This is a genomic window from Desulfonispora thiosulfatigenes DSM 11270, assembly GCF_900176035.1.
GTDB classification, from domain to species: Bacteria; Bacillota; Peptococcia; order Peptococcales; family Desulfonisporaceae; genus Desulfonispora; species Desulfonispora thiosulfatigenes.
Window position 1 is genome coordinate 71,238 of sequence record NZ_FWWT01000005.1, and the last position, 15,677, is coordinate 86,914.

The window sequence follows — 15,677 nt, forward strand, 5'->3', positions numbered from 1 at the left end:
ATAGTAAGACGAATAGGTTATTTTTATATTCTTTAACTTGCAGGTACTACCTCAAATTGGCTAGCATATAATTTTGCATAAAATCCACCTTTTTCCAATAACACTTCGTGATTTCCTTGCTCAACTATATCACCTTTATCCATCACAAGAATTAAATCTGCATCCCTAATTGTAGATAACCGATGAGCTATGATAAAACTTGTTCTTTTTTGCATTAGATAATCCATTGCTTTTTGGATTCTTACTTCAGTCCTAGTATCTACTGAGCTAGTAGCCTCATCAAGTATTAAAATTGTGGGTTCAGAAAGAATGGCTCTAGCTATGGTAATTAATTGCTTTTGTCCCTGGGAGACATTTGAGGCATCTTCATTTAAAAGCATATTATATCCATCAGGCAAGTTATGAACGAAACTATCCACATGTGCTGCTTTAGCGGAAGCAATTACCTCTTCATCTGTAGCATCAAGTCTTCCATAACGAATATTTTCTAAGATGCTCGTATTATAAAGCCAAGTATCTTGAAGTACCATTCCAAACATAGACCGTAAATCATTACGGCTAAAATCTTTTATATCATGACCATCAATTAAAATCTTACCCTTATTTATATCATAAAATCTCATAAGTAGTTTTACAATTGTAGTTTTACCCGCTCCTGTAGGTCCAACTATAGCAACCTTTTGACCAGGCTTAATTGATATAGAAAAATCATTAATTACAGGGTCATTTTGTTTATAACCAAAATGCACATTTTTAAAATCAACTTTTCCAAGTGGTTTATTTAAGTTAACAGGATTAGAAGATTCAGGTACCTCTTCTTCCTCTTCTAAAAACTCAAAAACACGCTCAGCTGATGCTGCAGTTTGTTGAAGTATGTTAGAAATATTAGCAATTTGTCCAATTGGTTGGTTAAATTGACGTATATATTGAATAAATGCCTGAATTTCCCCAACTTCTATGGTTCGTTTAGCTGCAAGATATCCTCCTAAAATAGTTACACCAACATAACCTAAATTCCCCACGAAATTCATAAGTGGATGCATGATACTACTTAAAAATTGGGACTTCCAAGCAGAGGCATAAAGCTTATCATTTAACTCATCAAATTTTTCAATACTTTTCTTTTCTCCATTAAAAGCTCTCATCACAAGATGAGCACCATACATTTCCTCAACATGACCATTTACATTACCTAAAAAATCTTGTTGCTGTTTAAAATATTTTTGAGATTTTTTTACAATTGATAAAATTAAACCCATAGATATTGGAATAATTACCAAAGCAACTAGTGTCATTTCCCAACTAATAGTTAACATCATAATTAATACTCCCACTACCGTTGTAACAGAAGTAATTATTTGTCCTAAACTTTGATTTAAAGTCTGGCTAAGGGTATCAACATCATTTGTTATCCGCGACAGCACTTCACCTTGATTTGTATTATCAAAATAACTAAAAGGCATTTTATTAATTTTTTCTGCTATATTTTTTCTAAGAGTATAACTAACCTTCATTGAAACACCAGACATAATAAAACCTTGGATATAGCCAAAAAGAGCACTTAATAAATATAGTCCTATCAAAGTAAGCATAATTTTTTCAATTGCTCCAAAATCAATACTTCCAGTACCAGAAATTTTAGCCATAACTCCTTCAAACAAGATAGTCGTAGCATTTCCTAGAATTTTAGGACCTACAATGGTAAAACCAGCACTTGCAATAGCAAAAATAAGAACTACTATAATTGAGATCTTATATACACTTAGATATTTAGCTAGTTTTTTCATAGTTTCTTTAAAGTTACGGGGTTTTTCACCGCCACCCATTGCAACCATTTTTTTGTGTCCCCGCTTCATTCTAGGTACATTTGTATTTCTCTTATCGGAGTTCATACTCATGCTAATTCCTCCTTTGACAGCTGCGACAACGCAATTTCTTGGTATGTTGGGCAATTCTCCATAAGTTCCTTATGTGTACCTTTACACACAATTTCACCATCATTTAGAACTATAATTTGATCAGCCGCTATAATACTTGATACCCTTTGAGCTACAAGTAAAATTGTACTATAGCTTGTAATTTCTCTTAACGCTCTTCTTAAAGCTGCATCAGTTTTAAAGTCTAAAGCTGAAAAACTATCATCAAATATATAGATTCCTGGTTTTTTCACGAGAGCACGGGCAATCGATAATCTTTGCTTTTGCCCCCCCGATACATTTGCCCCACCTTGAGAAATTTCTGTTTTTATTCCTTCTGGTTTTTCCTTAATAAATTCCGTAGCTTGTGCGATTTCAGCCGCTTTTAATAATTCATTGTCCGTAGCTGCCTCTTTTGCATATTTTAGGTTTGATTCAATTGTTCCACTAAATAAAGAACTTTTTTGTGGTACATACCCTATTTTTTCACGAAGATCGTGTTGACTAACTTCTCTTATATCTACTCCATCTACCAAAATCTGTCCACTAGTTACATCATAAAAACGCGGAATTAGATTAACTAAGGTTGTTTTACCGGAACCAGTAGATCCGATAAAAGCAGTTGTTTGACCTGGTAAAGCTGTGAAGCTAACTTTCTTTATCATATCTTCCTCTGCACCTTGATAACGAAAGGATACATCTTTAAACTCAACTGTATTTTTTAAGTTTTCTTTGAATTCTTTAGGCTGCTCTGGGTCTTTTATTTCAGGTTCAGTTTCTAAAACTTCTACAATCCGCACAGCTGAAACTGCTGCCCTTGGAATCATAATAAACATAAAAGACATCATTAAGAAAGCCATTATAATTTGCATAGCATATTGCATAAATGCCATCATATCTCCTACTTGCATACTAGAGTTTGCAATCTGGTTAGCACCAACCCAAACTATTAATAAGACTATTCCATTCATTATTAACATCATGATTGGATGCATTAAAACCATTACTCTATTCACAAATAGATTAGTTTTTATTAAATCTTTATTCGCCTCATCAAATCTTTTCTCTTCAAAATTTTGGGTATTAAAAGCTCGTATTACCATCATTCCCGATAAGTTTTCTCTTGTTACTAAGTTTAATTTATCAATTAACTTTTGGATTAATTTAAATTTTGGCATAGCAACAGAAAATATCCCTACTATTAAAATTAAAAGTGCGATAACTGCTACTGCAATAATCCAAGACATCGATGGACTATGTTTTAGAGCTTTAAAAACTCCTCCTACCCCTAAAATAGGGGCATAAATTACCATTCTAATCATCATTACAACTAATGTTTGAATTTGGGTAATATCATTAGTGGTTCTAGTTATAAGGGTAGCTGTAGAAAATTTATCTAGTTCTGTTTTAGAAAAGTTTTCTACTTTAGAAAATACAAGTTGACGCAAGTTTTTAGCAAGTCCTGCTGCAGTTTTAGATGATAAAAATCCTACTAAAACTATAGCCACAGCACTAACTAAAGCTATCATGAGCATATAAATACCCATTTTAAGAATATATTTATTTTGCATCTGATTTGTATCTATTCCTAGAGCATTATACTCAGATTTTATGCTACTAGCTGCTGCCTGAATAACCATCTTATCACCTAAAGCTATAAATTGTTCATTCATCTGGTTACTGATTTCAGTTCTTTTATTTTCTGGTAAATTAGCAAAAAGTTCATAAAGATCCGTATTGGCTGGGACTTTATTTCCCATGATATAAATAAATCCATCTTTTGCCTCTGTCTGCATTTTTTCAATCCCTGTTACAGCAAGAAATGATTTTCCCATTACGGAATTAAGCTGTTCAAATTTTGTCTTGTCTATCTTATTTGAAACATAAATGGGTTCCTTAGCGAGAGTCGGATATGTTTTTACATACTGATTATAATCAGAGCTTGATCTATCAATTAGCTTATATTGCTCTAAAACTTCTTTTTTATCTTGTTCATTCATAAAAATGGTTAGCTTATCCATCTTACTTTGCCTTACTGCTTCTGGCACTGCATTTACAATTCCACCTTGCTGGATACCATTGTTTACAATTCTGGCCATGTAGTCGGGAAGCGAAAGATCTGCCATTGCCTGTACAAAAAGAAGCATAATTGCTAAGATAATTAATCCCATAAAAGGCTTTAAATGTTTTGCTAATTTAAGCATATTTTCACTCCTTCTTTTGTTGATTCCTTTTCATTAATTCCTTGAGAAGATTTAAACCCTCAAATATTTTGTCCACTTCTTCTGGTGTTGTGTTGTAATTTAAAATGCTCTGAAACTTCTCTTCTATTTGATTAAAATGCTCTTTGGCCTTTTTCTTGAATTCAGCAGTTACTTTAACATAAACTACTCTTCTATCTTCAGTACTTCTTGTTCTTTCTACTAAACCTTGCTTTTCTAGACGATCTACTATTCCAGAAATTGTACTGTTTGAAAGTTTCATTCGTTCACTTAAATCACTTATTTTCATTTCACCATAATGAGCTAATATGCCAACGAGCATTCCCTGAGGCCCTGTTAAATTTAATTCCATAAATTCTAATTCTACATTTTGCCTTATTCCATCTGTTATTTGTTTTAAAAGACGAACAAGCATCATCCCGTTATTTATTTCTTCCATAATTTTTTCCTTTCAAATATAATTATTTTTTATATTTATCCAGTATATTTCGCATTAACATATTTCGTATGCGAAATTTATTGTACTGTAAATTTATTTGAAAGTAAATAGGATTTTACTGTTTGTAAATAATTAACTTTTAAATTTTAAAGTCTCTTTCATTATTTCCATCTTCTTAAATATTAGTAATTTAGAACTTGATTTTGCGCAAATAAAAAACCCCTAAGAGGGGTTTAAGTTTAAGTTTAAATTACAATTTATTCTTTTATAAATGATTATCTACCACTTATTCTTTTTACCAAAAAACAAGATATAAGCCTCAGCTATTACAAATAAAATTAAACTCACTATTACTGTGATTATTATTTCTGGATACTCACCATTAAATCCTGTTGCTGATTTATGCTTATATAAAATTCCCACATACGCCCAAATAAGAACCAATCCATAGGCAATATTTTTATTTCTTACGATTGTCATTAATCCAATTACCGTTCCAATAACAATCATAGTAATAGCCCATATTACCCCTGTTTTACCTAGTCCATCTCCTCCTAAACTAACCCAGAGGGTTGTTAAATTAGCTAGCGTTGCTACGGTAATCCAGCCATAGTAAATACTAAAAGGAAATCTTATAAATACTTTTTCAGAAAATGATAGATTTTCTTTATTTATAAGGTTATTAATTTTAATTAAACACAGAAGAATAGCAATCATTAAGATCATTGAAAGAGGTATCATCAGATAATGCCAGGCAAATATCCAAGCTGTATTAAATAAAGAAGAAAGCGAGAAATATATTCCGACTTTTTCTAGTAATTCTATTTGCCTTATTGTTTTAGGTCTTTGAAAAAAACCAAACTGATAAATTGTGAAACCAGCTAAAGCAAAATAAATTAGTCCCCAAATTGCAAAGGTAAATCCAGCAGGAGCAAAAAGATTTGGAAATTGACTAGAAACTTCTGCTGTTGTTAGACCATTAATAGGAAGACTTGTCGCTAACCAATTTGCCGTAATCATAATCAAAAAAGTTATTGCTACTAAAATCTTAATCCAGGGTCTTACTTTGTTTTCAAACATTTTCAGCACACCCTTCTAATTTGACTCATATTTACTATATTCTATATCTTAGATCTATTTTAAATTCATTAATTTAGCAGCATTATTATAAAAAACATCTTTTAACTCTTCTTGATCTAATCCACTAGTTAATACCTTTTGTATTTCTATAGTTGGATGATGAAAAGGGGAATCTGTCCCAAACATAATCCTATCTTTTCCAACCTCTTCGTATGCTTGCTTAATTTTTGTATTCATTGGCATGCCTGACATTTCTAAATACAGGTTATCATAACGTTTTGCCATTTTAATACTTGCGTCAATATAAACTCCATGCCCATGTCCCATATGTATCATAACTATCTTGACTTTAGGAAATCTTTCTGCTAAAAGGGCTATACTCCAAGGTAATGAATGTGGGGGATGCCCACAGTGCATAAATACAGGCAAGTTTAAATCTTCTGCTTTCTTTATAATAGGGTCAACTACTTCTGCATCAGCAACATAAGCATGTCTTAATGGATTTAGTTTTATACCTACAAATCCTTCGTTAGTAACATAATGTTCGATTTTTTTTAACGCCTCTTTACCTTCTAGTGGATTTGTATAAACCAAAGGTAATATTCTATCAGGATATTTTTTAAATGCATTAGCAACATTATCATTATCATGAGTATCAGAACTACATAAAATTGTTTTTTCTATATTATACTCATTCATTTGCTTTATTAATCCTTCTAAATTAATTGAAACGCCTGCCCATCCTCCAAAATCACCAATATGTGCATGTGCATCTATTTTTTTCAAGACTATAACCTCCTTTTTCTTCTATTATTACATACTTTATCCTTAAATTGTATCTACTAATTTAATTATAAAATGTATATACTTTATAATTAAAAACTTTTGCTTTAATTATTCTGCTAAATATTATGAATTATTAAACAAAAATACAAGAAACCAATGTCAGTCTCTTGCATTTAAGCTATTAAGTGCCACAAAAAGTTCGATAAGGGGTATTAGTAGCGCAAGGTAGTTTAGCATATTCTTCCTGATCTTTAGAATACGTATAAGGATTTGAAAGAACCGAAAGTAATCGTTCCATCACGGTAAAGTCCCCTTTTTTGACAGCAGCGTCTAATGCCTCTTCTACCCTATGATTGCGTGGAATAATAGCTGGATTATTCCTTTTCATCAGCTGATAAGAGGATTCTTTTGATTCTTCTTGCCTATCAAGCCTAGACTGCCATAACTTATACCATTTAGTAAACTCTTCATTAACAAAAAAGACTGTTTCTTCAGGTTTTCCTAAGGTTAAAGCACGAAAGGTATTAGTAAAGTCCGCTTGATACTGCTGCATGATATTTAGAAAATCTTCAATTAAAGCTTCATCTTGTGGCTCTTCATTAAATATTCCAAGTTTTGCTCGCATTCCATTTATCCAAAATTGATTAAATAATTTATTATAATTTTTTATTTCATTTTGAGCAATTTCAACAGCCTTTTCTTTATTAGAATCTAGCAGTGGTAATAAGGTTTCAGCAAATCTGGCTAAATTCCAGGCACCAATTTGGGGCTGATTACCATAAGCATAACGGCCATTTCTATCAATAGAACTAAATACAGTTTTAGGATCATAAGTATCCATAAAAGCACATGGTCCATAATCAATAGTCTCACCACTTAATACCATATTATCCGTATTCATTACTCCATGAATAAAGCCTACTAGTTGCCACTTTGCAATTAACATTGCCTGCTTTTTAATTACTTCTTGAAGTAAGAAAAGATATTGATTTTCCCCTTTATCACCATTTGGAAAATGTCTTTGCAATGTATAATCAGCTAAAGCTATTAGATTATCACTACTTCCCCAATTTGCAGCGTATTGGAAAGTGCCGACACGGATATGACTTGAAGCCACGCGAGTTAAAATTGCACCAATTTCCTTTTTCTCACGAATTATAGCTTCTCCAGTTGTTACTACCGCTAAGCTTCGAGTAGTAGGAATATTAAGTCCATGCATAGCTTCACTAATAATATATTCTCGTAACATCGCTCCAAGTGATGCTCGTCCATCTCCTCCACGCGAGTATGGAGTCTTGCCAGATCCTTTAAGCTGAATATCAAACCGCTCACCTTTAGGCGTTATCTGTTCCCCTAAAAGTAAAGCTCGTCCGTCCCCTAACATTGTAAAATGACCAAATTGATGCCCTGCATAGCTCTGCGCAAGCGGAAAAGATCCTACCGGCACTTTGCTACCCGAGAGAACCGCTACCCCAACACTACTTTGTAGTCTTTCTATATTAAATCCTAAAGATTTTGCTAGTGGATGATTAAGAATCACAAGTTTTGGTGAAGGCACAGGATTTAAGTTAAGATGCGAAAACAAGCTTTGCGGCAAGTCTTTATAGCTATTTTCTAAATTCCAACCTATTTCAGTTACTTCATTTTTATCCATAATATCACCCTTTCTTTTTACACTATAAGTTCATTATCTCCCATCTTGAACTAAATATTTATTTGCTTTATTTCACTTCACTATTAATTTCAAGTTTGTCATTTTTAATTTTCAACATTAATATTTAGGATATCTTAGTCTTCCTAGAAGTGGTAATAAAAATAGTGATCCAAATTTTAATTAATTTAAAATTCGGATCACTAGTATAATATCAATCGTTTATTAAGCCTTGGACTCTAAGGCTTCTTCTCTTTTATGTTTTCTGTTATCTTGCATCTCTAAAACCTTTTCAGTTTTATATTTTTTGATAGTTATCATACCCGAGTATAAAATAATTCCTACGGGAAGCCAAAATAAAGTGTAACCAATTCCTTCTTTTATATATGGAAGCATTACACCCCACCCTGATCCTTTTAAATTTAATAATTTTAAGGGGAGTGCTACATGAATATATGGCCAGATACTTTTAACAACTGCTGCAAATCCTGGTGGCATCATATGCTCTGGCCACGGAACTGCTGATGTGAGCATCACGATTAAGTTAGTCATACCATAAAATTGTAAAAAGAGAGTCATATTTTCTACTACCGAAGCAATAACTAAGCTAATTGCGGTAAGATTAACTAGGAAAATTGCCATTAATGCTGCATATATCCATACATTTCCACGTAAAGGTACAGCATATAATTTTCCTGTAAACAAAAGTCCAATAAAACTTGCAATAATCGTGATACTAATAATCATCAAAATTCTTGCTACGAGAATCAATATCCTTTTTCTTCCTTCTTTTTTGCTGATTTCAATCGAAGCTAGTTGTTTTTTCTCTCGGCTTAATGTTGGCACTAAAAAACCTGTAACAAAAAGCATCTGAATTACAAAAGGCATTAGGATATAAACCATATTTCTCATATAACTAAGCTGATTATCATAAAGTATTCGTTCTTCAAAGGAAAAAGATGAAAGTGATTGTTTTGCACTATAAGGAAGAACATTACCTCCTTGCAAAACGTTTAACTGAAAACCAGCATTTAAAGTACCTAGCACAGTGCTACTACAACTAAGTGCATTTCCTCCTGTTAACATATTAGTGCCATCAACAATTATTGACGCCTTAGGCCCATTTAATTTAACAGCATCTTTATTAAAACCTTTAGGGATAATAATGCCTCCTACTACCTCTTTAGATTTTATGGCTGCTTCAAGTTCTGATTCCGAATCAAGATAAGTAGATACATTTAAGCCTGGATGAATTTCTAGTTGCTGGGTAATAGTTCTTGATAAAGAGGAATTATCCATATCCACTACAGCAAAAGGAATGTCTAGTACAAATATCTTACTAAAAATAAAACACAATCCAACTATAGCGACTATAGGTCCAACTAACATTTTCAGTATATTATCTTTATCATTTTTAATAAAGTTTAGTAATTTCATCCATATCACATCTCCAAATCCACAGTACCTATTTTACTTTTTTCTTTACTTTTCTTTTTTGTTTTTGCTAAAAAGGCCATTAAAAGAACTCCCCACATAATGAGAACAAACTTAGTAAGCCAATAGATTTCAGGTAAAACATCTGCTAAGTTAAGCCCTAATAAAGATATATCTCTCATGGGTATTCCATAATATAGAAAGGGAACATATTTTGAAATAGGACCGAACATACCCGGCATTGCCATTACAGGAAAAGTATATCCAGCAAGTAAAATCGTAGCTGATACTAAAGACATTGAACTATTTGCTGCTTCCATTTTGTCATCTTTTAAAATACCTAGAGTAATTCCAATACTTGTTATGCCTATACTATACAGCACGGTTAATATTATTGCTGCTAGTACTGAACCTTTAAAGGGAAATCCAAAATATTTTACTTGAATTATAATAGTTGAGAGTATAGCAATTGCACCTAAGAGCCCACAGACTATACTTTTAATCCATAATGGTAAGTAACCTTTTTTATTAGCTACTACAACCCCTAAAATTACTATTCCTACTTGGGCTACCCCAATCAACATTCCTTGTAACATATAATTAGATATACTTTTAGCTGGGTTTCCTAAAAATCTATATGTATAGTTTAATGGCATGATATGATCTTTTACTTCTCCCGGCATTAATCCAAGTTTACCCCCTCCTAGGCCTATCAAGTAGCCAGCCTTAATAGTGGATAAAATTTCAGAAATTCTGCCTTTTGCTGAACTAACTGCAGACATTTGGGCACCATCATAAGCAACAAGTACTTTAGGTGCTTGCCCATTTAGTAAATCTATTGAAAAATTTTCTGGAATAATCATGCCTACAACTATTTCACCTTTATCGATTAAATTTTCTATATCATCATTATTTTCTGGATAATTAGTTACATTAAAAGCATCATTTGTCTTTATCTTATCAACTAAACTTCTGCTTAAAGTAGAGTTATCATGATCTACAATTGCAGTAGTAACATTATTAACTACATGTTCTTTAAATTCATAGCCTAAAATCATACTAGCAATTGGTGGTATAGTTAAAAGAAGTATAATAGAAATTATTACTTCTTTATGTGTTAAAAACAGGTTATATAAATTTAATATTTTTGCTTTCATTATAAATCATCACTTCACTTTTCCAAAATCAACAAAGGCTGTCATTCCTGCGTAAAGAGGTTGATTCATATCAAGTAACTCCACTTTAACGCCATAAGATAAAATATCAAATTCTCCATTATCATTAGTCGCTCTTTTAACAGCAAAGTCAGCATTTTTATTAATTTTAACTATTTTACCTATGAAATTTTTATCAGGAAAACTAGGAATACTTATGGAAACCTCTTGACCTAATTTTACTTTTGAAAGATCAGTTTCTTTTAGATTACACTGTATAGAAGGATTATTGGTATTGGTTATTACAACTAATGGCATTCCCATAGAAACAAGTTCTCCAGGTTCAGCATTTATTTGAGTAACAACACCATCCGTAGGAGCCGTAATTATCGTATTATTAACATTAACCTGTAGCCCTTGTAAAGATGCTTCAGCTTGCTTTAATTGGCCTTGAACTACTTCAATTGAAGCGTTTGCTTGATTTACTTGTGCTTGTGATGCTGCTATATCTTCTGGTCTAGTACCATTTCGTATAAGTTCATATTTATTTTTAGCAATTTCATACTGAGAGTAAACATTATCTAGGTCAGCTTTAGAAATAGCATCTTCTTCATATAACATCTTTTCTCTTTCATATTTTATTTGAGCAAGCTCATATGCTGATTTAGCTTGATTAATTTCTTCAGGTCTTGCACCATTTTGCGCTTTTTGGAGCTGAGCTAAAGCTGCATCTCTCCCCGCTATCGCAGAATTTAACTGAGCTTTAATTGTTCCCATCTGCGCTAATATTTGCGCTCTTTGCGCAGCTAAAGAATCACTATCAATAGTAATTAAAACTTGACCTTGTTTAACGCTATCGCCCTCTTTAACATTTATTTCTTTAATCTTTCCCCCAGTTTGAGAATTTATATTAGTATCTGTCATTTCTACATTTGATTGAACAATTAAATGGTCATTTTCCTTTTTTACTATTTTATCACCTGTCAAAGTTGCTAATGTGCTACATGCAGTAAATAAACTTACTACAATTACTAAAGCTGATAAAACTAGAATTCTTTTGTTTTTCATAAATTCTCTCCTCCAAAAAATAATATTATGATATTTAATCTTTTAAATATTTCTTGATTAACCCTTGCTTGATTTTCATCGTTAATTTATATGCTGTTTCTATTTCAGTTTCTGTTAAAAAATCTAAAATAGTTGACTTAAACACTTCATTATCTGGCAACACTTCTTTCATGATTTCTTTTCCCTTATCCGTAATAATAACTCGAATACTTCTCCTATCATCTTCATTGTCCACTCTTTCTGCCAGTCCTGAAGCTACCATTCTATCAATTAAAGATGTTGTTGTGGGTCTTGTTATATCCATTTTTTCACTAATACTCGATAAGGTAATTCCTTCAGAAGTACATGAGTATAAAAATAATAATGCCTTAAACTGAACCCTAGTTAATTTAAACTTTTTATAAAACTTGTCATTAATATTATTTAATATTTCTGCTGTTTTCGATATTTCCATAAGTAACCCTATGGATTTAGCATTATGTAAATTCTGAATCTGACACGTCTCCGTGCTATCTTTTTTATTCATAATTACACCCCTAATTTTTTTCAAACTGGTTTATTTTTACTATCATCTTATCCGTTGAATATAGTTAGGTTGCTCATAGTTAGTATGCTAACTATACTAATTATATATATAATCATTTATTTGTCAATATAATACTAATATTTCTAATTGATCATAAAAAATAGTAGTCCAGATCTAATTTATCTTTAAATCTGAGCTACTATTGAAATAACAATAACAATTCATTGTTATTGTTTATCTAATAAATGAAGTAAAAATCCATATCCTTTTTCTTTCATCTGTTCTTTTGGGATAAAATTTAGTGAAGCACTATTAATACAATATCTAAGACCACCTGATTTCTTTGGTCCATCTGGAAATACATGTCCAAGGTGGGCATCTCCTCGCTTACTTCTTACTTCTACCCTTTTCATGCCAAGACTTGTATCAGTTAATTCATTAATTAAATCCTTATTTATTGGTTTAGAAAAGCTTGGCCAGCCACACCCTGATTCAAACTTATCCGTGGAGACAAAAAGCGGTTCACCTGTAGTAACATCTACATATATTCCCTCTTCAAAATTTGCATTATACTTATTTTTAAATGGTGGTTCCGTGGCATTATTTTGGGTTACATTATACTGCATTTCAGAAAGAGTATTTTTTAAAACATCTTTTGGTTTTACCTGATACTTAAGTTTTGGATCTTGGGCAGATTTTGCCTTTAGAAATTTATCCTGTCCAATATGACAATAGCCACTTGGGTTATTATCTAAATATTTTTGATGATATTCTTCAGCAGGAAAATAATTTTCAAGGGGCATCACTTCAATTGCAATCGGACTTTCATAGTTTTTTTGCAGTTCTTTTAAAGAATCTACTATGATTTGCTTATCATCATTATCAGTGTAATAAATACCCGTACGATATTGAGTACCGATATCATTACCCTGTCTATTTAGCGTTAGAGGATCTATAACATCATAAAAAAGCTGTAAGATAAACTCTAAACTTACTTCACCAGGATTATACACTAACCTTACAGCTTCCGAATGACCACTGTTACGCCTACATACATCTTCATAACTTGGGTTTTCCGTATTACCATTTGCATAGCCTACTTCCGTGCTTATAATACCTTTAACCTGTGAAAAGTATTTTTCTGTTCCCCAAAAGCAGCCCCCAGCTAAATAAATTTCTTTTATTTTTTCATAGGGGTTAGTTACAATAGCCATAATACCCTTCCTTTCATTTAATAGTAAATGGGATATTTAGTTAGATAAAATCATAAAATCTTTTCCATCTGGATATGGGGACAAAATTCATCATAATAAATGTCACCCTTAGCTATATAACCATTCTTTTCATAAAATCTTTGGACCTCACATTGAGCAGACAATTCTATTTTATGGGACCCTTCTTCCTTTGCCTTTTCTTCAAGAAATTCTAATACCTTATTTCCTAGATTCAAATTTCGATATTCTAAAAGCACAGCAACCCGCCCAATTGTATACACATTTTCTTTAGTATTACTTATAAATAAACGCCCTGTTGCTACTGCTTTACCATTATCAGTGATAATTAAATGTGTAGCCTTATCATCAATTTCATCAAACTCATTTTGAAATCCTTGTTCTTCTACAAATACCTTTTCTCGTATATAACGCACATCATTAGTTAAACCTTTATAAAAATCTCTTTTTAAGTTCATTATTATATTCTCCTAAATAATTATTAATATTTATTGATAATTACTATCTTATAAAAAATTTTATTAAATTAAAAGGTTGTGTTTCCAATAAAGAAAACACAACCTTTTTAACATTAAGAATTTTATATTTTAGACATAATCAAAATCATCGGGTGCATCAAACCATTTATCTCGTCCTGAGTGGAGAATAAAGCAAGTAACTGCCATAGTTAAATAACCTATCATAAATGGTGACTCTGGGAATATTCCTAAAGCTGCACTATGAATAAATCCAAAGAAAGAAAGAACAGCCCCTGCTAGAGAGATATACCCTGCTTTATCTAAACGTCTATCGATAATAAATACTGTCAAGGTTCCAAGAATAATACCTATTATAATGGCACCTGACTTAACAGCTGGTACCCCGTTCCACATAACCCCAGATGCTGCTAAGCTTTGAGTTATTTCTGTACCATAACCGACAAGGCCTGACGGCAAAGTTTCTGTCCATACGTCCGCTAGCCCAACAGCTCCCGTGATTTGAGTAAATAAGAAGTCTGCAATAGGTGGAACCATGGCAATACCTATTCCAGCATAATGTCTTCTATCACAGGCTCTAAATGCTTGAGATAACATAACAATCGAACACCACAAATATGTGATAGCTGCAATAGCTGGTGGAACTAATGCACTAAAGAATGTGAATAATCCAAATACACCTGCTAAAGCAAGTAGGATTCCTCCAACCCAAGAAAACCCTATATTAGCACCTGCTTTTTTAAGCCCTGCATGTCCAAGCCAAACAGTATTTGGTACTACTCCACCGCATGCTGCTGAAATCATAGTACATACACCATCAGCAAATTGTGCTTCTCTTACACTATAATTGTCTCCAGCAGCTTGTGCCGCTTCAACATTATCCATTGTTTCAATAAAATTATAAATTTCTACTGGAATTATAATTGTTAAATATGGAATTACAATTGCAAATCCATTAATAAGTGCTTGAATAGAATTTGCAGGATTAGGAATAAAAAATCCTATGCCTGAAAAATCAACATGCGTACGTCCGATAAGTAAGGCATAAAGAATACCTCCTAAAATAGCGACCACAAATGGTGGAATTCTTTTAGGAAACATATATCCTCCAAATACACCAATCATCCCTACAAGTAAAACCGGAAGTCCTACAACTGGATCGCTAAATAAGTCAAAAACACCTTGCGTAGCCATCCAAATAAATCCAATCCCTGCTACCGTACCTAAAAGTGCAGCTCGTGGAATCTCCCTTTTAAGCCATGGTCCAATAAAACCGCCTAGAAATTCAATTGATCCACCTATAAAACATGCTGCTACAGCTGCTGACCAAGCAAGTTCTGGATCATTAAGTCCATAATGTAAAGGCATTATAACACCAAATAAAATAACAAACATCGCAGGAGTAGATACTCCAGAAGGTAATGCCGTTACATCTGTTCTTCCTTCTTTTTTAGCTAGTTTACGAGCCATATAAGCATAATATAAACCACTAAATAAAAGTCCCATCGACATTCCAGGAATAACTCTTCCATAAACTATTTCATCTGGCCAACCTAATACTCCAGATAAAGTCGCTATTACAATAATATAGTTTACAATATTGTTTGTAAGGATATAAGTCAAACCACCTATATCCCCTTTATTAAATAATGGTAGAATTTTTTCAGATTTTGTCATTAATTAATCTCCCCTA

The 15,677-nt window shown here is 32.4% G+C and carries 13 protein-coding genes; all 13 read right to left on the reverse strand.

The features are described 5' to 3' along the window. Positions 1–32: 32 nt before the first annotated feature. A complete protein-coding gene (locus tag B8965_RS00395) occupies positions 33–1,856 on the reverse strand; it encodes an ABC transporter ATP-binding protein (protein WP_242941900.1) in 1,824 nt (607 codons plus the stop codon). Positions 1,857–1,894: 38 nt separating this feature from the next. Then, complete coding sequence (locus B8965_RS00400) at positions 1,895–4,120, reverse strand: ABC transporter ATP-binding protein (protein ID WP_084051889.1); 2,226 nt, start codon at positions 4,118–4,120, stop codon at positions 1,895–1,897. A gap of 4 nt (positions 4,121–4,124) precedes the next feature. Further along, complete coding sequence (locus tag B8965_RS00405; RefSeq protein ID WP_084051890.1) at positions 4,125–4,577, reverse strand: MarR family winged helix-turn-helix transcriptional regulator; 453 nt, start codon at positions 4,575–4,577, stop codon at positions 4,125–4,127. Positions 4,578–4,856: 279 nt separating this feature from the next. Then, on the reverse strand, positions 4,857–5,657 hold the full coding sequence (locus B8965_RS00410; RefSeq protein ID WP_084051891.1) for a lantibiotic ABC transporter permease: 801 nt from the start codon (positions 5,655–5,657) through the stop codon (positions 4,857–4,859). Between the two features lie 54 nt (positions 5,658–5,711). After that, on the reverse strand, positions 5,712–6,443 hold the full coding sequence (locus tag B8965_RS00415) for an amidohydrolase family protein (protein ID WP_084051892.1): 732 nt from the start codon (positions 6,441–6,443) through the stop codon (positions 5,712–5,714). Between the two features lie 181 nt (positions 6,444–6,624). Beyond that, positions 6,625–8,100: a protein adenylyltransferase SelO gene (locus B8965_RS00420; protein ID WP_200805848.1), complete on the reverse strand. Its 1,476-nt coding sequence runs from the start codon at positions 8,098–8,100 to the stop codon at positions 6,625–6,627. 219 nt (positions 8,101–8,319) lie between these two features. Continuing rightward, the gene (locus B8965_RS00425) at positions 8,320–9,531 is read right to left on the reverse strand and encodes an ABC transporter permease (protein ID WP_084051894.1); all 1,212 of its coding nucleotides are present in this window, start codon (positions 9,529–9,531) and stop codon (positions 8,320–8,322) included. A 5-nt stretch (positions 9,532–9,536) separates the two neighbouring features. Continuing rightward, a complete protein-coding gene (locus B8965_RS00430) occupies positions 9,537–10,685 on the reverse strand; it encodes an ABC transporter permease (RefSeq protein WP_084051895.1) in 1,149 nt (382 codons plus the stop codon). 9 nt (positions 10,686–10,694) lie between these two features. Further along, positions 10,695–11,750, reverse strand: coding sequence for an HlyD family secretion protein (locus B8965_RS00435; protein ID WP_084051896.1), 1,056 nt, complete (start codon positions 11,748–11,750; stop codon positions 10,695–10,697). 34 nt (positions 11,751–11,784) lie between these two features. After that, on the reverse strand, positions 11,785–12,276 hold the full coding sequence (locus tag B8965_RS00440) for a MarR family winged helix-turn-helix transcriptional regulator (RefSeq protein ID WP_084051897.1): 492 nt from the start codon (positions 12,274–12,276) through the stop codon (positions 11,785–11,787). 227 nt (positions 12,277–12,503) lie between these two features. Further along, positions 12,504–13,460, reverse strand: coding sequence for a peptide-methionine (R)-S-oxide reductase MsrB (gene msrB / locus B8965_RS00445; protein ID WP_084051999.1), 957 nt, complete (start codon positions 13,458–13,460; stop codon positions 12,504–12,506). A gap of 80 nt (positions 13,461–13,540) precedes the next feature. Continuing rightward, positions 13,541–13,966, reverse strand: coding sequence for a GNAT family N-acetyltransferase (locus B8965_RS00450; protein WP_084051898.1), 426 nt, complete (start codon positions 13,964–13,966; stop codon positions 13,541–13,543). A gap of 129 nt (positions 13,967–14,095) precedes the next feature. Beyond that, entirely contained in the window at positions 14,096–15,661 is a 1,566-nt protein-coding gene (locus B8965_RS00455; RefSeq protein ID WP_084051899.1) for a xanthine/uracil/vitamin C permease, read from the reverse strand. Positions 15,662–15,677: the final 16 nt, after the last annotated feature.